The following is a 21,153-nucleotide window of genomic DNA, read 5'->3' as shown; positions in this document are numbered from 1 at the left end:
GGTCCACTGCTTGAATCAAACCGTCGGCCGAAATGTGACCGATGAGTCACCACATACTTCCAAGAAACTTTTTGCCGGCCGGAGCCTCCTCGGGTTCCTTCTTAACTCCGGCAAACTGCCCGCCATAACAATACCCGTCGACCGGCTTTCGTGGATCGACATGGGCCTTATCTTTCAGGCGTATGCCTACCTGTCACATTGCTCGTGCAATCTCATTGCGCGCATACCCGCTTGCCAGGAGTCTTATGACATGAGGCCAGAAATCGCTGTGCTGGATATACAGGGTCAGTATCGGGTTTACACGGAGTTCTATCGCGCAGACGCCGCGCAAAAGACCATCATCCTGGTCAACGGCTCGATGGCCACCACCGCGTCGTTTGCACAGACCGCCAAAAACCTCTACCCGCAATTCAACGTCGTGCTGTACGACCAACCCTATGCGGGCAAGTCCAAGCCCCACAACCGCCATGAAAAGATGCTGACCAAAGAGATCGAAGGCCAGATCCTCCTGGAGTTGATCGATCACTTTGCCGCAGAGCATGTGCTGTCTTTTTCCTGGGGCGGCGCCGCCACCCTCACCGCCTTGGCCCAGCGTCCACGGCGCATCGAAAAAGCGGTGATCAGCTCGTTCTCCCCAGTGCTCAATGCACCGATGCGCGACTACCTGGAACGCGGCGTGGATTACCTGGGCAGCCTGGACGGTGACCGCGTGGGACATCTGGTCAACAGCACCATCGGCAAACACTTGCCGCCGCTGTTCAAGCGCTTCAACTATCGCCACGTCAGCAGCCTGGCCGAGCACGAATATGGGCAGATGCATTTCCACATCAACGACGTGCTCCACAGCGACCGGTTGTGCTACGTCAACGCGGCGAAAAAAATCAACGTGCCGGTGCTGTTCCTGAACGGCGAATGGGACGAATACACCTCGGCCACCGATGCCAAGGTTTTCGCCGACCACGTGCAACACAGCACCTTCAGCACGCTGCAAGCCACGGGGCATTTCCTGGACATGGAACACAAAGCCGCCTGCCGCGACAGCCGTGATGCCCTGCTGGGTTTCCTCAAGCAGCCCCACCAAGAAAGCCGACCGCGCTACAACTACGTGCAGGACTACCATGCCCTGGCTATGTGAAACCGAGTCCTCGCGAGCAAGCCCCGCTCTGCCCCAACAGACACGGGGCTTGCCCGCGAACGACCGCTCTGGTTTGAGGTTTGCGTAGACGCGTCACCGCTGCGCCCGTAAAGAAAAACTTCAAATCCGCGCCCACATCTGGTACAAAGTCAGCCGCTCTGAGCGGGTGTCGTATAATGGCATTACTCCAGCTTCCCAAGCTGATAACGAGGGTTCGATTCCCTTCACCCGCTCCAATCGAATTCTGATCTCACGTCGCGTGGTTTTGGCGGGGGATATGAAAAAACCGGCTCTTGGTGGCCGGTTTTTTTATGGCTGATGTTTGATACTTTTGTGGGCAAGCTGAGCTTTTACGGCGACTGTGGTATGGAGCGCGGGGCGAGGCGTAGGCTGAGATTGCCAGAATAGGGCTTCTGCGGTGCTCGGCCCAGCTTGGCACACGTCTCCAGATAATCAGTTACCGCCTCCTCAAACGCCGCTCGAAGCTCGGTGACAGATTCGCCGTGAAACCCGACGACATCCTTAATACCAGCGATGTGGCCTACAAAGTCCACGGAACGAATGCAAGCCACTGAGCTGAAAGTTTTTTCCCTCGCTCCACTCCATACAACGAAAACGATGCCCCACCCCCACCCTCGACGTCATCGAGAAAGCACCCGATTGCAAGCCGAATACACCTTGAGCCGGCTACCGCCACGGCATCGCCGAAAAAGGGCATCTCAGCGATAGAGCCTCAAACATGCTTAGCAACAAAAGCGACGATAACAAACACGGTCAGAGCGAACGCAGCACCAATGCTGAACGGCAACCACGTAACGCGGAATTTGGTCGGGGTGGGGCGCCTCATTTCTTCAGCTAAAGCCTCCACCTCACGATGTAATTGCTCGATGCTTGATTGACTACTTCGATGTGTGGACATGTCTTTTTCTCCTCCGAGGTCGCGGGGCCCCTGCTGAGTCAGTGAAACGTTTCTAGCAATCCTGAGCCGTTTGATCTTGACGCATTGTCGCGAACTAGTACTCAGATCTTAATCCAAACACCCGTAAAGGCGACAATGGCGGTCACTACCCCAGCCCCTACTGCGTACGGGTACCAGAAGGCTTCGTGCTTCAGCTTCGTTTCTTCGGCCGTAAGCTTACGCGTCTCAGCCAACAATTTTCGGGTTTCGACCAGTAGCTTATCGAGCTCTAAATTATCGCGGTCGTCCTGGAGCATTGGGTCATCCTTGTAGAGTCTCAGCCGCCCTGAGCGTCGCTATCTGCCGGCGAAGCCAGCAAAATCTGTCGGGCGTCAGTCGCTCATTACCTATAGTCCGTCTGCGGAGCACTATTTCCGATCTACGCAGTTGTGGATAGCGGATGATTCCCGCTTGGCTGTAGGCAAAATCAATGTTGTGAGGGCGCAGGCGCCCTCACAACGTACCTGGCGACTACCCAGGTAACTGGTGGTTATCCAGTACGCGATTCACCGCTAACTCACTCAACATAATCACCTGTTGCAGCACCATCATCGTGTTGCGCTGCGAGCCTTCCATTGCGCCGGCGATATCACTGGCCATATCGCTGGCCGACGCCAGCGATTCGCAGGCATGGACAAGCAGCGTTTCGTCATCCACCGTTGGGTCGATGAGGAAGATGTTGCCGGACTTGCGGGGCGGTATCTGCGTTTTCGGCGCCCCGGGGTTGAGGTAGAAGTTGAGTGCGCGGTCTGCCGCCTCTTTTAGCTTCTTAGGATCGAGAGTGGCGTCGTAGGGTACCGGATCGATGTCCGGGGGATTGGGGGTAACCTTGAACATATGTCTAATTCCAGAGTTGGGGCCGCAACCGTTCTCTACTAAAAGAAGGGTGGCGGCTGTGCGCAGGTTAGTAGACCGGTGGAATTAGCAATGCCGGCGCGCCCAAGGGCGCCCTGCGCACAACCACCATCAAGTGCAGGAATAGAAAGACCTGACTGAATGGTGCTCATGCACCTTACTAACACCATCCGGGCTACTAAACCCGACCACTGATGGGCAGTGGCAGGTAAACGATAGGGCCCAGGGGCACAGCGCACAAGCCAGCGGATTCTGACGCACGCGTAAGTAAGGACGCAAGGTGTCGTAGCCTTTAGGACGTAACGCCGGGTGTCTTTAAACATTCGCCTTGGGATATGTTTATGCGCAATAAACATCGAGCGTTTCGTTGATGTTTTTTGGGACTGAATCGCCGGCAGCACTGGACTTATCCCTCCTCAAACGACTGCTTTTGGCCGATTTCAGCCTGTCGCGAAGGGCAGAAACCGGCCAATACAGGAGTTTCGAACGAGCCTATGAAATTGGGGGCGATTTACAGCTCTCCGTGGCCCGATGCCTACATGCTGACTGTTTCGTTGGTGTTAGGATGGGCGCAGCGGCATTCTTCATCGTATCTATGGAGGGGCAATGGCCTCGAAACTTTTCAAACATCAAGACTCCATTACACTGGCGTTTTCGTTACTTGCAATTGTTATTTCTGGCTTGAGTTTTTATTATTCAGTTAGAGAGGTTGATTCTGTAGTTGTTAGAGCGGTCAGTTTTGCAGAGTCGAGCGCAGCGAAGGTTGGTACCGATGTAGAACTTGTATTCTCAAACGGTGGAAATTTACCTTATCTTATTAGCAAGATAGAAATTAAAACCTACCATGGGGTTACTGATGGAGGGTATTTTCCATCCCTATTGGATGAAAGGTTTGCCGAGGTGCCTTTTGTATTAGATAAAGGCGCAATGAAAATGTTGAGGTTGACTGTGCCCCTGACTGAATCGTTACTCGACGGCAATAGAACCATCCCTGTTCATCTCGTTGCAAAAATTACAGCTGTAGATGTGCATGGTCAGCTCCGCAAAGTTGAAGCTTGGTATGGATCATTCTGTTTGGAATCTGAAACTATAACCCAAGACATTATTAGGAGGGACATGGTTTCCATAAGTGATAGCAGAATTGGTTCTTCGCCGGATTTTAATACTGATCCTTGTATTGAGGTTTCACGAACCACTAGAATAAAAGCGAATCGCCACTAGTTTCGGAGACTGTCAGAATGACTGCTTTTGGCCGAAAGCCGTCGGTCGCCAACGGCAGCAATCGGCCAAAAGCAGTCATTCAATGCGCTACGCCACATCAGCAATACGCAAACCGCGTTTGGTGACTTGTTTGACTGCTTCGATCTTGGATTCTTCGGGGTGACGCTGGTTTCTGATAGCACCTCCTGATGGGTCTAATTGTGAGGCTTGGAGATGTCTACAAAACTAGGGGCGATTCATTTCTACCGTGAAAACCAGGGCCGACTTTTTCAACAGAATCGACCGAAAGCTGCCGCTCCCAACGGGTCGCCTTTTGTCCGAAGCTGTCCCTTTAAACCATTCCATTGAATAGAGGATGGACCATCACATCTTTGTCTTGATGGCGCGAATGGCTGCCATGTAAGCACTGTTACCGATTCCGACCTGACCCCAGACCTCGCGATTTTCTCCTCCTTGACGGTCATATTGTTCATCCGCATCCCATAGCGTCAGGATTTGGTTAGGAAATAGGTATTCATATGGTGAGAATTCATGCGGACCGGAATTGTCCGAAGCAGCCATCAGCGAAAACACGTCGATGGCAGAGTGCCTGAAGACATCGATGCCCTTGAAGACGAACGTGACGTTCGGGTTTCCGGAGACACCAATGAAGCTGACTTCATCGTTTGGTCCGTGGGAAACCTGCATGCAGGACTCGCAAAAATAATCGACGCTGTCCTGGGAATGCTCGAGTGGGAACCCAATGGCGGCCATTGTTTGCCTCGCTACAGTGCGTGCTACGCCAAGACGCACAGGACCAATAGCTTCGAGCGGTAAAATTTCAAAAGCAGGCATTTCCTGGGCTCCATAAGGTGAGAGGCTAACCAACAGCTCCGCTGGGGAGGGGGCGGGAGTTTTGCGGTACATTGTCCGAGAGTGGGCAACTCGGTACGCTGTCGACCTTATCTGATATGGAAATTCTTAACATGGATGCGCACGCTCTGATCGCCAGAAATTTCGTCGGGTGCGAAGCATACGAAGACGCCTCGTTCATCGGACGGTTACACGAAGCAGGACTCTGGGATCGTGACGAATACTGGCTACTGGAGTGGGCACTTTATCAAATCGCAACAGAGGCAAGCTTCAGTCAGGCGCTCTCACATAGGGTGTTCGAGATCTTCAGCTACAGCTTTCTGTTATTCGGGTGCCACTTTGATCGGAAGGATCTCTTCAAGATCCGAAACCTAAAAAGAAAGCAGGTCTATGATTTTCGCGAGAGATTCCAGATGGTTTTTGAGGGCTTCTTTGCTGGGAAAATGCCGAAACCGGCTCGCTTTGACGAACCCAATCCGTGGCTCGTAGGAGGCCGGTGATTCTGACCGGACGGGATAATGGCCGCTGATGTCAATCAACCGTTCCTCGGCTAACTACAGCATCTGAGGCAAGTTATTCCTAGCGAGAGTTAGGCGACGAGCTGCATCGACGGCAGCTTTCGGCCATTTCCTACCGGTCATAACAGTCAGCAATCAACCAAACGCGTACCTATAGGCTCCGAGAGTCTTTGAACCTCTCCAGGGAAGCAGGAATTACTCAATTTCTGCCAATCAACATTCCAACCTCAGCAACACCCTCTCCCCCACTGAAACACCTTGCAACCCTTGCGCGATTGAGAATTCCCCCACGCCTCTCTAAATTTTTTCCCACAACGCCGGGCCCCTCTGACAGCGAATCGCTGCCATGTCGGAGTTGCAGTTTGTACAACTTCGACACTGAGAGGAGGGGCTTATGACTGCCCTGGAACCGTTCTTTTTTGCCGAGTTTCTCGGCACCGCTACTTGGTTGTGGCTCGTTTTTATCAGCATCGTTATCAGCCTGTTGGTCTTCGACCTCGGGGTGCTACACCGTGAGCATCGAGAAATCGGCGTTCGTGAAAGCCTGCTGCTGTCTGCTGGCTATATCACGGCCAGCTTGCTGTTTGGGCTCTGGGTCTGGCAGGTCAAGGGCGGTGATGCCGGGATGGATTTCTACACAGGCTTTCTGATCGAGAAATCGTTGTCGATGGACAACGTATTTCTTATGGCGATGATCTTCAGCTTTCTCTCAATCCCGCGTAAGTATCAGCACGAGGTGCTGTTCTGGGGCATTCTCGGTGTGATAGTGCTGCGCGCGATCATGATTGGCCTAGGTGCGGCGCTGATCGCCGAGTTCAGCTGGATTCTCTATGTGTTCGGCATCTTCCTGCTGTTGACCGGGGCCAAGATGCTGATCAGCAAGATCGATGACCATCCCGACCTTAGTGAAAACCTGCTGGTGAAGTTCCTGCGCAAGCACATGCGGGTGACCGATCGCTTGCATGAAGGGCGCTTCTTCGTCCGTCAGGCGGATGCCAGTGGGAAGTCCGTGCTCTGGGCGACGCCGTTGTTCCTGGCCCTGGTGCTGATTGAATGTGCCGACTTGGTGTTCGCTGTGGACAGCGTGCCGGCGATCTTTGCCATTACCCAGGATCCCTTCATCGTCTACACCTCTAACATCTTCGCCATCCTTGGCCTGCGTGCGTTGTATTTCGCTCTGGCGGCGATGATTCACCGCTTCGCCTATCTCAAGTACGCCCTGGCGCTTGTGCTGGTGTTTATCGGCGGCAAGATCTTCCTGGTCGGCATCATCGGCAAGATTGCGCCGGTGATTTCCCTGAGCGTGACCCTGGCTTTGCTGCTGGGCGGTGTGCTGCTATCGCTTTGGAAAACCCGCGACCAGGCCTCTGCTCGCTCGCAGGTTTAGATCCAAACAGGCGGCGGCCGCTACACGAAAACAATATTTTCGCCTGCCATCGGGGGCCATAGGCCGATGTCGTTGAATGGGTGAGGGGCAGCCGAAAGTGAGCCGCCCCTCGTCACTTAAACGCGATGTACTGTTGTGTAGGCGCGTTGGTGAATAGTCCGCCCCCCTTCGATGCGTTCTCGAATGCAGACGCGAATTGGTAGAGTCCGATATCGTTCATCTGCACGACCTTGCTTTCATTCGCCGATCCGTGGAGCGAGTGAAAGACAATGCCTCGAACGGGAATCCCCCCTGGGTTGATTAATGCGTTGAGGATTTTTACAGGTAAATCCGTCTTCGTTTCAGGCCCTATGTACGATGCGTTTTTGCTTGCCATATTGATAAGGCACCAGAACAACCATTTGGGTGACATTTGCTGGCCGGTGCTGGGATGACCCAGTGTCGCGTTGACGCTTCCTTTCGCTTCAACAATCAGGTACTCAATTACGTTGCCTGTGCGCATGTCCCGTTTGACCCAAATCTGGTCTATTCCATTGGGGCGCATCCCGTTTGCGGACTTCCCCATTTTCATCTGGTAGTCCGTGCCATACGCGGTGATCAGGAGTTTGCTTGCTGCATATTCCCCGCGGGCCGACGTTATAGACTGCGGGGTCTTCAGATCTCCACGAAGGTTCGTGTAGTGGGTGCTCAAGCGATTTCCAGATTTGACATCGTTTCTTTTGAACCGGTCCCAGCCGAGGCTGTGATCCTCCCCCCGAAGCCAGGTGTTCACCGCTTCCCTGGTCGTGGCGTCGAGCCTGGAAACGGCGTCGTAGTGATCCCACGCTTCTTTTGCCTGCCGACGCACGATCCCTTGCTGCCGTATATCCTCGAATGCCAGCAACATCTGCGCACGATGCGTCCGAATCCACTGCACATGCTGATTAGTTGAGTCGAACAGCGGATGACTATGGGCGCTACCTTGGGTATGACGCGCATCCCGCCTCAGTGCCTGTGAGATTTCAGTTTGGCCCTGCATGTCGAGTAGAACGAGTTGGTCGGCGCTGGAATTGCTCGGAAGGACGGTGTGACGGTTCACAATCTGGCTGATCAGGCTACTCTCGGGTGGATCCAGCAACTTTCGTATGCCTATCGTTCCAAGGGCTGTGTAAGGGTATTGCTGGCTCGATAAAAGCGTCAGGTTATTCGTGGTCAGATCCAGCGTAGGTTGGTCGCCCAGATAAAGATCTACTTTCAGACCGCCAGGCCGCCCCGCTTCCAGGTTGTTCAAGATGCGTTGATTCAACTGGTCGTTGGTGTCGGTATAACTTGTCAGCTGGTTCATATCAGGCGCCGTCCGTTGGCAAGGGTAAAGGCCGGATACAGAGCCGCAGTGAACGGTCGTTTACGGTCACTATCACTACGCGGGGCTTGATAGCAGCATAGAACACTGTGTCTGGAGTGTGAGTCTGAATTCAAAACCGGTGTAACGGGCGCTCAGGGGCATTCAGGGGGAATACGCGGATGCCTGCAAGAAGCCGCCTGCGCAAGCGGCATGACGCGAAATGGGCCGGCCACACATCGCCAACATGCGCAGGGTGCTGGATCCTATTGTTTGCACGGTTCCGGTCAGTCGAAAAACCATCACCGTGCTCAATCAGAACCTTCAGTACCGTAGCGCCAGACTGAAGGCTATCCGCTCGGCCCTTAAAGGCCGTGAGTCACTACGCCAAAAGGTACTGTGATGGATGATAATCAGAGTCAAGGCTCACCAGTCCAGATGGTCAAGTGAGATGCAATGCCCCACTCGCGTCAGCCCTCCGCTAACAAGCAGAAAATGGGTGGACGCACGTGGCAATTCTCTCTAGATTCGTCCCCATCGAAGCGACTGACCAGATGAGATTGAGCGCTTCCCAGCGACGAAAGTCGTAACCGCGCAAGGCGGTTCGTAAGTGGTGTCTGGATCTGCTTTACCGAATACGAAAAAAGACGCCTGCGGCGTCTTTTTTCGTTTCTGTCTCTAACGCTTGGTCGATGTCGGCTGCCGCATGTGGATCTTACCGCACAGCAATATAAAGCCCATCCTGCCCAGTAATCGAGGCGGTTTGTCGGTTTGATGATAAGCGCTTTCAACGACAAGGTTCAGGTCCTGAGGCTTATTCTTGGCAGCCCGACGTATCTCAATAAACACGTGATAAGGTCCGTTCGGGTCTACGATCGTCATTGAGTACGCCCAATTGCGAAAATATCAACCGCCCCCCGGCAAATGCCCCAACGGCAGGGCCCCGGGAGTCTTCACCGTATGAATAGCAAAATTACTCCGGATGTCACTCACCCCCGGCAACTTCAGCAGCCGGCCAGTGAGAAAACGGTCGTAGGCCCGCAAGTCCGGCACCACCACTTGCAACAGAAAGTCCGATTCGCCTGAGACCAGAAACGCTGAAATCACCTCCGGCAACGCCGTGACCGCTTGGCGAAACGCTTCGGCCTGTTCGTCGTTGTGCCGTTCAACCTTGACGCCGACAAAGATCGTCAACCCAAGTCCTACTTCATCACGGTCGAGGATGGCTTGGTAACCGCGAATGACGCCGGCTTCTTCCAGCATCCGCACGCGGCGCAGGCATGGCGACGCGGACAGGCCGATTTCCTCCGCCAGTTGCACGTTGCTCAAGCGGCCGTCGCGTTGCAGCGCGGCGAGGATTTTGCGATCGAAGGCGTCCAGTTTCATGGATTGGTAGTTTCCGATTGAACTTCACGATTACTTGGCAGGTTATGCCAATTTCATAAGCTTTAGAAGCTGACTTCGCAACCACCTGCCCTGCCCCTCAGCCATAGACTGGCATTACCGAAATCGTCGATGCAGGGGGTGTGGTGTGGCAGAGCTCTGGTTGTTTTTGATGGCGTTAGTGGTGGTGTATCTGTTGCCTGGGCCGGACATGATCCTGCTTCTGCAAACCGGCGCTCGTCAGGGTAAGGGCGCGGCGCTGGTGACTGCGGTAGGCCTGGGGATCGCTCGGGGGTGTCATGTCGCGCTGGCAGCGTTGGGGCTTTCGGCGTTGTTCAAGACCGCGCCCTGGACCTTTGACGTGGTGCGCATGGCCGGTGCCGCTTATTTGTTATGGATTGGTTTTCAATGCCTGCGGACTTCGCTGTTGCCAAGCTTTGAAGGGGCCGGCGTTGAGCCAGGAAGACGGCAGTGGCACCCGGCGATTCGGCGCGGGTTGTTGACCAACCTGCTCAATCCCAAGGCGCTGCTGTTTTGCTCGGTGCTTTTGCCACAGTTCATCGACCCACAGGGCGGGCCAGTGCTTGGGCAATTTGCAACCCTCGGCGTGGTGTTGGTCAGCGTCGGCTTATTGTTTGATAGCGCCTATGCGCTGGTGGGCGTGGCGCTCGGTCGCTGGCTCCAGCGTTCTCCTTCGGCCCAGCGCCTGCAGCAGTGGCTATTTGGGAGTCTTTTGATTGGGTTTGCGGTGCGACTGAGCTTTGTGCAGCAGTCGTAGTGCTTTTGGACAGGCTGATTGGAGGAGAACGAAGCAATCGGAGTCGAAAATCCGACCGACTTTTGGTGGTTATAGTGTTGATCATCAAAATCAAGTAGGTATAGTAACCACCAAGCACACCACACAGAGGTGATGTGAATAGCCGAATTGCCAGTTGCCCTGCCCTCCCGGAGAACGATTGACATGCTTTACCCGATTGCAATTTCCATGGGCGATGAGAAGCACGCCTGGGGTGTTGAAGTACCGGATATTCCGGGTTGTTTTTCTGCTGGCGATGACCTGGACGATGCCATGGCGATGGCCCGCGAGGCGATTGAAGGGCACTTCGAGATTCTGGCTGAGGACGGCTCGCCGATTCCATCGGCCAATTCAGTCACCTTGCATGCGGCCAATGCGAAATACGCAGGTTGCACCTGGGCGCTGGTGGATATTGATGTGACCAAATATCTGGGCAAGGCGCAGAAGCTCAACATCACCTTGCCTGGTTATCTGCTGAACCGTATTGACGAGTACGTGCTGCACCATCCTGAAGAAAAAAGCCGTTCCGGGTTTCTGGCCTCGGCGGCGCTGAAGGTGTTGCAGCAAGGACGTTGAAAACCAACCTGCCCTAAACCTCTGCCCTAAACCCTTGTGGGAGCGAGCCTGCTCGCGATGGCGCCCTATCAGTCAAACCCTACTGATCTGCCCATCGCGAGCAGGCTCGCTCCCACAATTTTTTTGCAATAAGCCGGTTATTTTTTCTCCGAACCGGACTCCTGCATCTGCACCGACGACTTGGTGCCATCGGTGTTGTCCTTGGTCTCGTTGTCAGAGTTGTCGAAGCAGCCCTGCAGGGCGAACAGGCAACAGGTGAGGAAAAAGGTGCGCGTGAGATTCATGGTGTACTCCGATTGAGGGCTTTAAGCAGTGACCTCTGAATACGGTGAATGGTTGCGATGACCTTGCAGCTCGCTGAACTTCAGGCTGCGCGGCAAATGTAAGTAGAATTTTCATCGCTTCATTGCTGTCACACCAGACAGGTAAGTCCCAGAAGGAAACGCAGCAATGAACTTCGCAAAAATCGCACAAAAACTGGCCCTGTGGGCAGGCAGTCCCAAGACGTTTTTGGGGGCGCTGGTGTTGTTGGTGCTCTGGGCAGTCAGCGGGCCGTTTTTCCAGTTCAACGATACCTGGCAACTGATCATCAACACCTCGACCACGATCATCACATTCCTGATGGTGTTCCTGATTCAGAACACACAGAACCGCGATACCGACATCTTGCATCTGAAGGTCGACGAATTGATCAGGGCGAACAAAAATGCGCACGATGCAATGCTTGGGCTGGAGTCGCTGGACCTCAAGCAGTTGGAGGCGATGAGAAGGCACTACCAGGCCATGGGTGAGAAGGAGGCCAAGAACCTCGGTGCCGAGCAAGGCCTGGAGCCAAAAAACAAGATCGATCTGAATCAGTGCTGAGACTGGCGCGCGAGCAGCCTTCGCCACTCGCGCGGCCAAGCGTGAAGTCAGGGCAGCGGATTACCGCCCGTCACGCCAAACACTTCCCCGGTGATGTAGCTCGACTCCTGTGACGCCAGCAGCACATAGAGCGGTGCACACTCGGCCGGTTGGCCTGGGCGCTTCATCGGAACTTGAGAACCAAAGGTGGGGATTTTCTCCTGGGGTTGTCCGCCGCTGGGTTGCAGCACGGTCCAGATCGGCCCCGGTGCCACGGCATTGACCCGTATCCCCTTGCTGATCACTTGCCCCGCCAGCGCCTTGGTGAATGCGACGATGGCCGCTTTGGTGGTGGCGTAGTCCAACAGGGTGGCGGACGGATCGTAGGATTGGATCGACGCGGTGTTGATAACCGTCGCCCCCGCCGGCATCAGCGGTACTGCGGCCTTGCAGATCCAGAACATCGCATAGATGTTGGTTTTCATGGTGTCATCGAATTGCGCGGTGGTGATATCGGCAATGTCTTTCTGTGCTTCCTGTTTACCCGCGACATTCACCAGGATATCCAGGCCACCCAGTTGCTCATGGGCGCTTTTCACCAGTTGGACGCAAAATTGCTCATCCTTCAGATCGCCCGGGATTGCAATCGCCTTGCGACCTTCGGCCTCAATCAGCTCGATGACTTGCCGTGCATCCCGCTCTTCGCTGGGCAGATAGTTGATCGCTACATCAGCGCCTTCCCGAGCGTAGGCAATGGCGGCGGCGCGACCGATGCCCGAGTCGCCACCGGTCACCAAAGCCTTGCGCCCTTCCAGACGCCCGAAACCCTGGTAACTTTTTTCACCGTGATCGGGCTTGGGCACCATGTCCTGATCGATACCCGGTGGCGACTGCGGCTGGTCGGGGAAAGGGGGACGGGGATATTGGGTCAAAGGGTTCTGCATCGCGTATTGGTTGGGTTCTCGGCGTGTGGACATCGAGCTTCTCCTTTTCGGCGGGCAAGGTGAGCCGGGACGCAAGCGCCCTGGCCCTGAATGTTAAACGTGCGGCGAATCAGCGACTGGCCTGGAGCGCCCGGGCCATTTCGAGGTGGGTCTGCAACTTAGGCAGGGTTTCGTCGGCGAACGCCTTGATTTCCGGCACTTCCGTGGTCTTGGCCTGTTCCTGGATCTGCGCAATGGCTTCCTCGGTAGCCTTGACCTGGCTGGCGGCATAGGCAGCCTCGAACGACTCGCCTTCCGGCACTTGCGGCATCAGCGTCTTGGCCTTGTCTGCAACTTCTTCCCGTGGCGCGACAGGCAGGTCGAGTTTCTTCGCAATCTTGGCCAGATGCTGGTTGGCGGTGGTGCGGTCGTTGATCACCATGATGGTGTAATCCTTGACTTCCCTGGACTCGGCCTTGCCGTGGGCCATGCGGCTGGCCTCGATGTCGGCCATGCCTTTGGCCGAAGCATCGTTGATAAACTCGGCAGGCGATTGTGCCCAGGCACTGTTAACCCCCAGGCCCATCAGCACGACGAGACTGGTGCTACGTAAAAAGGTGGCCATCCGGCTCATGGTCACGCCCTCCTCTAAAAAGTTGCGGCAGATTTCTCGCCGCTGAATCAGAACCACCTGTAACGATGTGGACAAACGTCTGTCCCGAATACGGCCGATACCGGCTTCAACGGGTGCCTCTCGACGACGATGAAGTGGGTGGTTCTCCCACATGTGCGACCCGATCCAGACGCCTTCGTTCGATCCAGGGCAATGTTTCCGGCGAGCGGGCCCCACCTGATATTCGAAAGGGTCGCGAACTGAAAGGTTTGAAAATTCGTTGCGTGCCACGACGAACGGTGGCCCGTAGTCAAATATCGAACGCCTTGTGATTCTGGCGTTTAGCGGCGTACATCGCCTCATCGGCGTGGCGGAACAGTGCGACATCTTCCAGGCCATGCTCGGGGAAACAGGCCACTCCGATGCTCGGCTCGATACTCAGGCAATGCCCGTCCAGGCGCAGCGGCTGGGTCAGTGCATGACGGATCTTTTCCTGCACATGGTGGGCATCTTCCAAGGCCTGGACACTATGGAGCAGGACAACGAACTCATCGCCGCCAATGCGCGCCACCGTATCGGTGTCGCGCACACAGCCCTGGAGCCGGCTGGCCACCGCCTGCAACAACATGTCGCCCACCGCGTGGCCGTAGGTATCGTTGATCTGCTTGAAGCGATCCAGGTCGATATACAGCAGCGCCATGCGCCCAGACGCCGTCCGGGCGGTGGCCAGTGCGGCCTTGAAGCGTTCGCGCAGCAATTCGCGGTTTGGCACCTGGGTCAACTGATCGTACTGAGCCATGCGCTGCAACCGGGCGTGCAATTGCTGGCGCTCGATGGCGATGGTGAGCTGCGCACAGACGTATTGCAGCAACTCCTTGTCTTGCTCGGTGTAGCGCTGATTGTCTTGCGTGCTCTTGACGATCAACGCACCGATCGTGCCGTTTTGCGAGATCAGCGGTACACCCAGCCAGCAGGGAGCGTTCGGTTGCGCCACAAGGTCGCAGAACCCCGATGGCAACTGACTGCAACCGGGGGTCAGCAGGATTGGCTGGCCGCTGCGAATCACTTCGGCGCACAGGCGCTTGGTGACTGAGCCCGGCCCATCGGGCTGTCGTTCCAGGTCATCGACGTGATAGGCAAAGTTCAACTGCTCGCACTGCTCGTCATACAGCGCCACCGAAAAATTCAGCGCCGGCAGCCACTCGCCAATGATCAGGTGGATGCGCTTGAACAACGCCAGCAGGTCCGCAGCCGCATGGGCGGCCTCGGAAATCGCATACAACGCCGCCTGCCGAGACTCGGCCTGCTTGCGTTCGGTGATATCCCGGGCCACGGCGATCCGCAACTGGTCCGCCGGCGACCAGCGCGCCGACCACAAGATATGCACCACCCGACCGTCCTTGTGCAGGTAGCGGTTCTCGAAATTGAGCTTGGGTTCGCCGTCCATGATCTCCCGCGCCGCATCAAGAGTCCGCTGGCGGTCGGCAGGATGCACCAGGTCGATCATCGGCTGGCCGATCAGCTCCTGCGGGGTGTAACCGAAAATGCGTTCACAAGCGGCGCTGACAAACACGAAACGCCCCTGGCCGTCGACGGCACACACGGCGTCCAGCAAAAGATCCATGTAACTGGCCAGCGGCGCACGATTGCGAGTGTCCATGGGGCTGGTGGTCTTCCGATAATGCATCGTTGAAAAAAGCCTTGCCTGCGCAGCCGGCACGTCAGCCCTGCGCCTTGCTGGCCAACAACCGATTCGCGCCAACAATACCCATGAGGATAGCGTAGGCCAACGGGCCGCCCAAAAAACTGATTGTTATCAGCAATGGCAATATCGACCCATGCAGCAGCTCGGCACGGCTGCACAGGCGAGGCGAAGAATCAGGGAGCCGTAAAAAACTCCATGGCGGCGTAAGGCGCCTGTCGACAGGCCTGCAGGCGGGACGTCAGATCTCCCACATGGATTTCGAGTTTGTGCCCGTCCGGGTCGAGAAAGTAAAACGAGTCCCCTTCGCTGCGGTTGTCGCGCCACGTCACCACCTGGGCCGCATTGAGCCGCGCCACCAGCACCGGGAAGTCCTCGGCACGGATACTGAATGCGTAATGGGTGTAGTCCGCCGCAGCCCCCTTTTTGCGCAACGGGTCAACAGACAGGCACAGCCATAGTCCGGGCAGCGACAAATAGGCCCCTTTGTCCCATCTGGCCTCAAGACGAAGCTGCAATAGCTCGCTATAAAAAACCACACTGGGGTCCAGCTCGGTGACGGCAAGTGTCAGATGATTGAAGCCTGAGAGCATCGACAAGCAACCTTTGGAAAAGAAACGGATGGGTCAAGTGCAGCAGACTCAAGGGTGAAAGCATCGCTTTGCCCAGCTCCGACAGCGCAAATGGATTCCCCGCCCAGCCCCTTAGGCAAGATCCTACACAGAAGTCTCCGGTAACACTCAAACACGCCGGAAACGGCCGATTCAAAGCCCTGCATAACGATCTGTAAAGTCTGGAAACACACAGATATCGAAACCACCCACGGACAGCACCACTCAACCAAGGAATGTAACCGCACCATGAACCAGACTGCACAGCCAACCCATCGCTACACCAACTACCGTAAGGTCATTTCCCTGGCGGACCAGGACTGGCAGAGCGCCGAAGTCGGAAAAATCTCAGGGCTGAATGTCGAGGTCAAGACACCCAATGTCCTGGTCGACCAGTACGGCCGAACCTTTCACCATTTCTGTACCACGTCCTATCTGGGCCTGGATCACCACCCGGCGTTGCTGGACGGGGCCATGACGGCCCTGTGGGAAACCGGGACCTTGCGCGTCGCCAATTCGAAAAACCGCTGCAAACTGGCGATCTTGGACCGATACGAAACCCAATTGTCGGAGTTGTTTGGCGCCAGTTGTCTCAGCGCCCTGTCATGCAGCGCAGCGAGCGCCGGGATCCTGCCGTTGCTGGCCAGCGGCGTGCTCACCGACAATCGACCGCCGGTCATGGTGTTTGACAAACATGCCCATTACTCGATGAACCACGTCAAGGCTGCCTGCGCCGATGAAACCCAAGTCATCACCGGGCCCCACAACGACATGGACTTTCTCGAGGACGTGTGCAAACGACAGCGCAACGTGGCGTATGTGGCCGATGGGGCCTACAGCATGGGCGGGGTGACGGATATGGACAGCCTGTTGTACCTCAAACAGCGCTATGGCCTGTTTCTCTATCTGGATGACTCCCACGCGCTGTCCGCCGTAGGGCAATGCGGAGCGGGCCTGGTCCGGTCACGCTTGCACGCCGTGGACGAGCGCACGCTGATTGTCGCCTCGCTGGCCAAATCATTCGGGGCCAGTGGCGGCCTGGCGATGTTTGGCAGTGAACGGCAAAAAACACTGGTGCAGCGCTACGGCGGGCCGAGCAATTGGTCCCAGAGCCTGAACGCGGCGGCCATTGGCGCCGGCATTGCCTCGATCCGCCTGCATCGCAGTCGAGAATTCAGCGCCTTGCAGGAGCGTTTGCAGGCTAATATCCGCCTCTTCGACAGCCTCATCCGCACCGAGCAGCTCGGCAATGCCATGGCGATCCGCCTGGTGACATGCGGTGAAGCAACCCTGGCCAACAGCCTGGCGGTCGAACTGGCCGACCTGGGGTATTTCACTTCAGCGGTCTTTTTCCCCGTAGTGCCGCAAAACAAGGCCGCAATCCGCATCACCCTGCGCGCCGACATGGAGACGAACGTGATTCGCTCGTTCTGCGAACGGATCACCGATCTGCTGCTGGCACACGGGCGTGACATCCGTCCTTGAACGAGCGCCTTGATGAAGAACCGTACGACCCTGATCATCACCTGCACCACCGTCTTCCTGGCACAACTGGGCATGAGCATCTACTTGCCGGCCCTGCCCGACATTGCTCGGGATCTGGGGGCCGATGCGTCCCAGGTTTCCTGGGGCTTGTCGGTTTACCTGATCGGCATGGCGCTGCCAATGTTGCTGTGGGGCAGCGTGAGCCAGCGTCTGGGACGCAAACCGGTGTTGCTGGCGGCATTGGGGTTGTACGGCCTGAGTAACCTGGCGTTACCGCTGGGTACGACAGTCGAGGCGTTCCTGACGCTCAGGTTGATTCAGGGCATCGGCGCCAGCGGTATCTCGGTGATGGCCAGGGTATTGATCCGTGACAGTTTCAGCGGCGATCTGCTGGCCAAGGCCCTGTCATGGATCTCGATAGCCTTCGTGATTGCCCTTGGCATTGGCCAGTATCTGGGCTCCTTGATCCAGGTTGCCTTCGGCTGGGAAGCGATCTTCTACGGGTTGGGTGCGGTCAGCCTGGCCATGGCGGTGGCAGTGTCCCGGGTCGGTTTCCCAGTGCTGACAGAAAGCAGCCACGGGCAATCAGCGTGGCGCGTCTACGGCAGAATTCTCCGATACCGAGGTTTTTTACTGCCGGCATTGGCTGGTGGCCTGGGTTACGGCGTGATCGTCGCGTTCAACACCGCCGCGCCACTGATCCTGCAGGAAAGCTTTCATTGGTCAGCGATTGAGTACGGCCTGCTGGGCTGGCCGATCAGTGCGGCGTACCTGTTCGGCGCGCTGGCGGTAAACGGCTTTGTGCTGCGCACCGGTCAGCGACGGCTGATGAGCTGGGGCATTGCGCTGGTGCTGGGTGGCAGCGCAACCATGCTGCTGGGGAGCGTCGCGCTGAGCAGTGTTGCGCTGCTGTTCTGGTTGCCGTACTGCTTCGCGGTGTTCGGCCAATCGTTGAATTACCCCATCAGCCTGTCCCTGGCCAATGAGGGTTCACCGGTGGCCGGTGCTTATGCCATGGCGTTGAGCGGTTTCCTGCATCAACTGATGGCATCGGCGATCGGCGCCATGGCCAGCCTGTTGTTGAGTCAACAGGCCTGGCCGCTGGCGGCATTGTGCACGCTGCTGGCGGTGGCAGCGATGCTGTGCGTGCGGTTCATGCCGCCACGGGTCGCTTAAAAGGCGCTGCGGAAAATCTCCTCGATCTGCCGTTGATCCCCCGCCCGTGGGTTGGTCAGACCACAAGCATCTTTCAATGCGTTGGTGGCCAGTACCGGCACGTCGTTGAGGCGTACGCCCAACTCACGCAGGCCGGCCGGAATGTCCACGTCCCGGGCCAGGCTGCGGATCGCCTCAATGGCCACCCGCGCGCCCTCCTCCGGGCTGAGTCCGCGCGTATCGGCGCCCATGGCATGGGCCACGTCGGTCAGCCGAGCGGCACATACCGAGGCGTTGAAACTCTGCACATGGGGCAACAGCACGGCATTACACACGCCGTGGGGCAAGTCATAAAAACCGCCCAGTTGATGGGCCATCGCATGCACAAAACCCAGCGAGGCATTATTGAATGCCATCCCCGCGAGAAACTGCGCGTAGGCCATGTTCTCCCGCGCCGTCAGATCGTTGCCGTCGCGCACGGCCTGACGCAGATTGTTGCTGATCAACGTGACTGCTTTCAGCGCGCAGGCATCGGTGATCGGATTGGCGGCAGTGGATACGTAAGCTTCGATCGCATGGGTCAACGCATCCATGCCGGTGGCAGCCGTCAGCCCCTTGGGCATCGCCACCATCAACGCCGGATCGTTGACCGACATGAGCGGCGTCACGTTGCGGTCGACAATCGCCATTTTCACGTGGCGCGTCTCGTCGGTGATGATGCAAAAACGGGTCATCTCGCTGGCAGTACCTGCCGTGGTGTTGATGGCGATCAGTGGCAACTGCGGTTTACTCGAGCGGTCAACGCCCTCGTAGTCACGAATTTCCCCGCCGTTGGTGGCACACAAGGCGATGCCCTTGGCGCAATCGTGGGGCGAGCCACCACCCAGCGACACCACGAAATCGCATTGGCTCTCCTTCAGCAACCCCAGCCCACGCTCGACATTGGCGATGCTGGGATTGGGTTTGGCACCGTCGAAAATCACCGAGTCGATGTCCTGTTGCGCCAGCAGGTCGGCCACCTTGCTGGCGACGCCGGCCTTGGCCAACCCTGTGTCAGTGACGATCAGGGCCTTGCGAAAGCCGTAGTTACGGATGGCGGTCATGGCCTCGTCGAGGCAACCCAGCCCCATGACGTTCACGGCGGGAATGAAAAAGGTGCTGCTCATGGGAGATGCTCCTGGAAGAGGCCGGGATTGGCAGGGCTACCAGAATGACCGACTGGTCACAGCGCATCTTGATCTGGCTCAAGACTGGGTCGTGATAAAGTCGCGCCCTGCCTTAACCACGTTTTGAGATAACTTTCGCAATGACCGACTTCCAGCAATACGACGCCCAGCTCGAAGACTGGGATGCCTTGCGCGCCAGCACCGCTTTCAGCGGCTTGCTGCTGGGTAACGGCGCCAGCCGCGCCGTTTGGGACGATTTCGGCTACGACTCGCTGTTCGAAAACGCTCGCACAGTCGAAGAAAAACCCTTGAGCCCGTCGGAAATGAGTGTGTTCGACGCGATGCAGACACGCAGTTTCGAACAGGTACTCGGTGCGCTGAAAACCACCAGCCGGGTCAACAAGGCCCTGGCCGTCAGTTCCGCTGCACCGCGCAACCGCTACTACGCAATCAAGGAAGCACTGATCAACACCGTGCACGCGGTGCATATCCCGTGGCGACTGGTCGCACCCTCGACCCTGGCGACGCTCAATCAGGAGCTGGGCCGCTATCGCACGGTGTTCACCACCAACTACGATCTGCTCAACTACTGGGCGATCCAGCATGCGCCCGAGACTGTCACCGACCTGTTCCTGGGCAACGATCACAGCTTTGATCTGAGCCAGGCAGACACGGACAAACCACGTCTGCTGTACCTGCACGGTGGCCTGCATCTGGTACGCAACCAGGACGGCACGGCACGCAAGCTGACCGCCACCGAAGGCACGCTGCTGGGCAGTTTCGCCATCAACAATACGATCAAGACTCTTGACGACGTGCCGCTGTTCGTCAATGAAGGCCCGAGCCAGGACAAGCTCAAGACCATCCGCAGCTCTGATTACCTATCGTTCTGCTACGACCAGTTGCTGCACCACGGCGACAACCTGTGCCTGTTCGGCCATGCCTTGGGCGAACAGGACAGTCACATCGTCCATGCCCTGCGCCAGGCCGCGCCGAAAACCGTGGCGATCTCGATCTACCCCCGCAGCCAGGCATTCATCCAGCACCAGAAGCGCCATTACGCCAAGGTGTTCCAGGGGTTGGCGGTTGAACTGCGGTTCTTCGATGCCAAGACGCATCCGCTGGGCAACCCGAAGCTGTCGGTGCCGGTGGAGGTTTAGAGCCAGGACAGGCACGGCCCCGTAGCTTGTGGGGAAGGGATTTATCGGTGGGAGCAAAGCTTGCTCCCACATTGCCCCTCGGCTTTTGGCGTCCTGTCAAAGCGCCGCCAGCGTCTTGTCCTTGATCACCGTCGTCGGTCCGTTGGCCATGACGCTGGCAATGCCCTTGTCCCGGGCGGCGTCAGAGGAATAGCTTTCGCTGCTGCCGATCACTTCGTGATTGCCAGCCTTGAGGTTGAAGTAAGGATGGCCGTCCTTGGTGCTCTTGAGTTCATAACGTTCAGCCAGTGGGCTGTTCTTCTGCACCGAAGCGATGCCACCGTCGGCACCGCTGCGGGTCGTGTACAGCTCGCTGGTCAAAATCGTTTCGGCGTTCGCCGCCTTGAGCACAAACTTAAACTGGCCGTTGCTGCTTTTGCTGACTTCGTACCATCCGGACATGTTCTTTCTCCTGGGCGGTTGAGGCATCCCCAAGAGTAAAGACCCGCTGCGC

At 56.9% G+C, this 21,153-nt stretch carries 23 protein-coding genes, 1 tRNA gene and 3 pseudogenes; 11 read left to right on the top strand and 16 right to left on the bottom strand.

Translation table 11 applies throughout. The annotated features are described in order from the left end of the window. The first annotated feature begins 250 nt into the window (after nucleotides 1-250). Nucleotides 251-1,135, top strand: a complete 885-nt coding sequence (locus tag AC3I65_RS06360) for an alpha/beta fold hydrolase (RefSeq protein WP_047227995.1) — start codon at nucleotides 251-253, stop codon at nucleotides 1,133-1,135. Nucleotides 1,136-1,297: 162 nt separating this feature from the next. After that, nucleotides 1,298-1,371: transfer RNA gene (locus tag AC3I65_RS06355), tRNA-Gly, on the top strand. A gap of 73 nt (nucleotides 1,372-1,444) precedes the next feature. Here AC3I65_RS06355 and AC3I65_RS06350 read toward each other — a convergent pair. The 4 genes and pseudogenes from AC3I65_RS06350 to AC3I65_RS06335 all read right to left on the bottom strand — a co-directional run. Then, nucleotides 1,445-1,683, bottom strand: a pseudogene (locus tag AC3I65_RS06350) (type II toxin-antitoxin system HicB family antitoxin); the annotation flags it as partial. A 185-nt stretch (nucleotides 1,684-1,868) separates the two neighbouring features. Further along, entirely contained in the window at nucleotides 1,869-2,054 is a 186-nt protein-coding gene (locus AC3I65_RS06345) for a hypothetical protein (protein WP_076385983.1), read from the bottom strand. Nucleotides 2,055-2,155: 101 nt separating this feature from the next. Then, entirely contained in the window at nucleotides 2,156-2,350 is a 195-nt protein-coding gene (locus tag AC3I65_RS06340; RefSeq protein ID WP_047227996.1) for a hypothetical protein, read from the bottom strand. Between the two features lie 214 nt (nucleotides 2,351-2,564). Continuing rightward, nucleotides 2,565-2,930 carry a DUF6124 family protein gene (locus tag AC3I65_RS06335; protein WP_076385985.1) on the bottom strand — a complete coding sequence of 122 codons (366 nt, stop codon included), beginning with the start codon at nucleotides 2,928-2,930 and terminating at the stop codon, nucleotides 2,565-2,567. Nucleotides 2,931-3,554: 624 nt separating this feature from the next. On the opposite strand from AC3I65_RS06335, the gene AC3I65_RS06330 reads away from it, so the two are divergent. Next, on the top strand, nucleotides 3,555-4,169 hold the full coding sequence (locus AC3I65_RS06330) for a hypothetical protein (protein WP_156893530.1): 615 nt from the start codon (nucleotides 3,555-3,557) through the stop codon (nucleotides 4,167-4,169). Between the two features lie 363 nt (nucleotides 4,170-4,532). On the opposite strand, the gene AC3I65_RS06325 is transcribed toward AC3I65_RS06330, so the two are convergent. Further along, complete coding sequence (locus AC3I65_RS06325) at nucleotides 4,533-5,003, bottom strand: hypothetical protein (protein WP_076385987.1); 471 nt, start codon at nucleotides 5,001-5,003, stop codon at nucleotides 4,533-4,535. A gap of 131 nt (nucleotides 5,004-5,134) precedes the next feature. Between AC3I65_RS06325 and AC3I65_RS06320 the strand changes: the two genes are divergently transcribed. Both AC3I65_RS06320 and AC3I65_RS06315 read left to right on the top strand, forming a co-directional pair. Beyond that, on the top strand, nucleotides 5,135-5,521 hold the full coding sequence (locus AC3I65_RS06320; RefSeq protein WP_076385989.1) for an Imm41 family immunity protein: 387 nt from the start codon (nucleotides 5,135-5,137) through the stop codon (nucleotides 5,519-5,521). Between the two features lie 412 nt (nucleotides 5,522-5,933). After that, nucleotides 5,934-6,926, top strand: a complete 993-nt coding sequence (locus tag AC3I65_RS06315) for a TerC family protein (RefSeq protein WP_488523550.1) — start codon at nucleotides 5,934-5,936, stop codon at nucleotides 6,924-6,926. 112 nt (nucleotides 6,927-7,038) lie between these two features. On the opposite strand, the gene AC3I65_RS06310 is transcribed toward AC3I65_RS06315, so the two are convergent. The 3 genes and pseudogenes from AC3I65_RS06310 to AC3I65_RS06300 form a co-directional block, all read right to left on the bottom strand. After that, entirely contained in the window at nucleotides 7,039-8,250 is a 1,212-nt protein-coding gene (locus AC3I65_RS06310; protein WP_107322069.1) for a hypothetical protein, read from the bottom strand. Between the two features lie 675 nt (nucleotides 8,251-8,925). Continuing rightward, nucleotides 8,926-9,147, bottom strand: a pseudogene (locus AC3I65_RS06305) (hypothetical protein); the annotation flags it as partial. A 6-nt stretch (nucleotides 9,148-9,153) separates the two neighbouring features. Further along, nucleotides 9,154-9,633 (bottom strand): Lrp/AsnC family transcriptional regulator, encoded by a 480-nt coding sequence (locus AC3I65_RS06300; protein WP_047228001.1) that lies wholly within the window; start codon nucleotides 9,631-9,633, stop codon nucleotides 9,154-9,156. A 145-nt stretch (nucleotides 9,634-9,778) separates the two neighbouring features. Here AC3I65_RS06300 and AC3I65_RS06295 point away from each other — a divergent pair, with 145 nt between their 5' ends. Further along, complete coding sequence (locus tag AC3I65_RS06295) at nucleotides 9,779-10,408, top strand: LysE family translocator (protein WP_488523549.1); 630 nt, start codon at nucleotides 9,779-9,781, stop codon at nucleotides 10,406-10,408. Nucleotides 10,409-10,591: 183 nt separating this feature from the next. Beyond that, on the top strand, nucleotides 10,592-11,002 hold the full coding sequence (locus AC3I65_RS06290) for a type II toxin-antitoxin system HicB family antitoxin (RefSeq protein ID WP_322834827.1): 411 nt from the start codon (nucleotides 10,592-10,594) through the stop codon (nucleotides 11,000-11,002). A 137-nt stretch (nucleotides 11,003-11,139) separates the two neighbouring features. On the opposite strand, the gene AC3I65_RS06285 is transcribed toward AC3I65_RS06290, so the two are convergent. Further along, the gene (locus AC3I65_RS06285) at nucleotides 11,140-11,286 is read right to left on the bottom strand and encodes a hypothetical protein (RefSeq protein ID WP_171061408.1); all 147 of its coding nucleotides are present in this window, start codon (nucleotides 11,284-11,286) and stop codon (nucleotides 11,140-11,142) included. A 166-nt stretch (nucleotides 11,287-11,452) separates the two neighbouring features. Here AC3I65_RS06285 and AC3I65_RS06280 point away from each other — a divergent pair, with 166 nt between their 5' ends. Then, nucleotides 11,453-11,866, top strand: coding sequence for a low affinity iron permease family protein (locus AC3I65_RS06280; protein ID WP_047228003.1), 414 nt, complete (start codon nucleotides 11,453-11,455; stop codon nucleotides 11,864-11,866). 47 nt (nucleotides 11,867-11,913) lie between these two features. Here the strand turns inward: AC3I65_RS06280 and AC3I65_RS06275 are convergent, their stop codons facing one another. The 5 genes and pseudogenes from AC3I65_RS06275 to fos all read right to left on the bottom strand — a co-directional run bounded on the left by AC3I65_RS06275 (nucleotide 11,914) and on the right by fos (nucleotide 15,676). Further along, nucleotides 11,914-12,822, bottom strand: coding sequence for an SDR family oxidoreductase (locus AC3I65_RS06275; protein WP_173407280.1), 909 nt, complete (start codon nucleotides 12,820-12,822; stop codon nucleotides 11,914-11,916). Between the two features lie 76 nt (nucleotides 12,823-12,898). Beyond that, complete coding sequence (locus AC3I65_RS06270; RefSeq protein WP_047228005.1) at nucleotides 12,899-13,402, bottom strand: DUF4142 domain-containing protein; 504 nt, start codon at nucleotides 13,400-13,402, stop codon at nucleotides 12,899-12,901. Nucleotides 13,403-13,691: 289 nt separating this feature from the next. After that, entirely contained in the window at nucleotides 13,692-15,041 is a 1,350-nt protein-coding gene (locus AC3I65_RS06265; RefSeq protein ID WP_047228038.1) for a sensor domain-containing protein, read from the bottom strand. Between the two features lie 85 nt (nucleotides 15,042-15,126). Beyond that, nucleotides 15,127-15,246, bottom strand: a pseudogene (locus AC3I65_RS06260) (LysE family translocator); the annotation flags it as partial. Between the two features lie 13 nt (nucleotides 15,247-15,259). Further along, nucleotides 15,260-15,676, bottom strand: coding sequence for a fosfomycin resistance glutathione transferase (fos, locus tag AC3I65_RS06255; RefSeq protein WP_076385997.1), 417 nt, complete (start codon nucleotides 15,674-15,676; stop codon nucleotides 15,260-15,262). Between the two features lie 267 nt (nucleotides 15,677-15,943). Here fos and AC3I65_RS06250 point away from each other — a divergent pair, with 267 nt between their 5' ends. Beyond that, nucleotides 15,944-17,179: an aminotransferase class I/II-fold pyridoxal phosphate-dependent enzyme gene (locus tag AC3I65_RS06250; protein ID WP_047228007.1), complete on the top strand. Its 1,236-nt coding sequence runs from the start codon at nucleotides 15,944-15,946 to the stop codon at nucleotides 17,177-17,179. A 12-nt stretch (nucleotides 17,180-17,191) separates the two neighbouring features. Continuing rightward, nucleotides 17,192-18,355 (top strand): MFS transporter, encoded by a 1,164-nt coding sequence (locus AC3I65_RS06245; RefSeq protein ID WP_047228008.1) that lies wholly within the window; start codon nucleotides 17,192-17,194, stop codon nucleotides 18,353-18,355. Here AC3I65_RS06245 and yiaY read toward each other — a convergent pair. Further along, nucleotides 18,352-19,500, bottom strand: coding sequence for an L-threonine dehydrogenase (gene yiaY, locus AC3I65_RS06240; RefSeq protein ID WP_047228009.1), 1,149 nt, complete (start codon nucleotides 19,498-19,500; stop codon nucleotides 18,352-18,354). The two genes, AC3I65_RS06245 and yiaY, sit on opposite strands and share 4 nt — an antisense overlap. 140 nt (nucleotides 19,501-19,640) lie before the next feature. Between yiaY and AC3I65_RS06235 the strand changes: the two genes are divergently transcribed. Then, entirely contained in the window at nucleotides 19,641-20,660 is a 1,020-nt protein-coding gene (locus tag AC3I65_RS06235) for a DUF4917 family protein (RefSeq protein WP_160891794.1), read from the top strand. Nucleotides 20,661-20,756: 96 nt separating this feature from the next. On the opposite strand, the gene AC3I65_RS06230 is transcribed toward AC3I65_RS06235, so the two are convergent. Further along, entirely contained in the window at nucleotides 20,757-21,101 is a 345-nt protein-coding gene (locus AC3I65_RS06230) for a YegP family protein (protein WP_047228011.1), read from the bottom strand. Nucleotides 21,102-21,153: the final 52 nt, after the last annotated feature.

It is taken from the genome of Pseudomonas sp. N-1-13 (assembly GCF_057787095.1).
This window is presented reverse-complemented; position numbering and strand designations above follow the sequence as displayed.

What these genes read in the sequence shown, in the direction of transcription:
- AC3I65_RS06235 (WP_160891794.1), top strand. Translation starts at nt 19,641, where the DNA reads ATGACCGACTTCCAGCAATACGACGCCCAGCTCGAAGACTGGGATGCC.
- AC3I65_RS06330 (WP_156893530.1), top strand. Translation starts at nt 3,555, where the DNA reads ATGGCCTCGAAACTTTTCAAACATCAAGACTCCATTACACTGGCGTTT.
- fos (WP_076385997.1), bottom strand. Translation starts at nt 15,676, where the DNA reads ATGCTCTCAGGCTTCAATCATCTGACACTTGCCGTCACCGAGCTGGAC.
- AC3I65_RS06345 (WP_076385983.1), bottom strand. Translation starts at nt 2,054, where the DNA reads ATGTCCACACATCGAAGTAGTCAATCAAGCATCGAGCAATTACATCGT.
- AC3I65_RS06300 (WP_047228001.1), bottom strand. Translation starts at nt 9,633, where the DNA reads ATGAAACTGGACGCCTTCGATCGCAAAATCCTCGCCGCGCTGCAACGC.
- AC3I65_RS06320 (WP_076385989.1), top strand. Translation starts at nt 5,135, where the DNA reads ATGGATGCGCACGCTCTGATCGCCAGAAATTTCGTCGGGTGCGAAGCA.
- yiaY (WP_047228009.1), bottom strand. Translation starts at nt 19,500, where the DNA reads ATGAGCAGCACCTTTTTCATTCCCGCCGTGAACGTCATGGGGCTGGGT.
- AC3I65_RS06270 (WP_047228005.1), bottom strand. Translation starts at nt 13,402, where the DNA reads ATGAGCCGGATGGCCACCTTTTTACGTAGCACCAGTCTCGTCGTGCTG.
- AC3I65_RS06290 (WP_322834827.1), top strand. Translation starts at nt 10,592, where the DNA reads ATGCTTTACCCGATTGCAATTTCCATGGGCGATGAGAAGCACGCCTGG.
- AC3I65_RS06310 (WP_107322069.1), bottom strand. Translation starts at nt 8,250, where the DNA reads ATGAACCAGCTGACAAGTTATACCGACACCAACGACCAGTTGAATCAA.
- AC3I65_RS06285 (WP_171061408.1), bottom strand. Translation starts at nt 11,286, where the DNA reads ATGAATCTCACGCGCACCTTTTTCCTCACCTGTTGCCTGTTCGCCCTG.
- AC3I65_RS06325 (WP_076385987.1), bottom strand. Translation starts at nt 5,003, where the DNA reads ATGCCTGCTTTTGAAATTTTACCGCTCGAAGCTATTGGTCCTGTGCGT.
- AC3I65_RS06315 (WP_488523550.1), top strand. Translation starts at nt 5,934, where the DNA reads ATGACTGCCCTGGAACCGTTCTTTTTTGCCGAGTTTCTCGGCACCGCT.
- AC3I65_RS06360 (WP_047227995.1), top strand. Translation starts at nt 251, where the DNA reads ATGAGGCCAGAAATCGCTGTGCTGGATATACAGGGTCAGTATCGGGTT.
- AC3I65_RS06280 (WP_047228003.1), top strand. Translation starts at nt 11,453, where the DNA reads ATGAACTTCGCAAAAATCGCACAAAAACTGGCCCTGTGGGCAGGCAGT.
- AC3I65_RS06230 (WP_047228011.1), bottom strand. Translation starts at nt 21,101, where the DNA reads ATGTCCGGATGGTACGAAGTCAGCAAAAGCAGCAACGGCCAGTTTAAG.
- AC3I65_RS06335 (WP_076385985.1), bottom strand. Translation starts at nt 2,930, where the DNA reads ATGTTCAAGGTTACCCCCAATCCCCCGGACATCGATCCGGTACCCTAC.
- AC3I65_RS06250 (WP_047228007.1), top strand. Translation starts at nt 15,944, where the DNA reads ATGAACCAGACTGCACAGCCAACCCATCGCTACACCAACTACCGTAAG.
- AC3I65_RS06275 (WP_173407280.1), bottom strand. Translation starts at nt 12,822, where the DNA reads ATGTCCACACGCCGAGAACCCAACCAATACGCGATGCAGAACCCTTTG.
- AC3I65_RS06245 (WP_047228008.1), top strand. Translation starts at nt 17,192, where the DNA reads ATGAAGAACCGTACGACCCTGATCATCACCTGCACCACCGTCTTCCTG.
- AC3I65_RS06265 (WP_047228038.1), bottom strand. Translation starts at nt 15,041, where the DNA reads ATGGACACTCGCAATCGTGCGCCGCTGGCCAGTTACATGGATCTTTTG.
- AC3I65_RS06340 (WP_047227996.1), bottom strand. Translation starts at nt 2,350, where the DNA reads ATGCTCCAGGACGACCGCGATAATTTAGAGCTCGATAAGCTACTGGTC.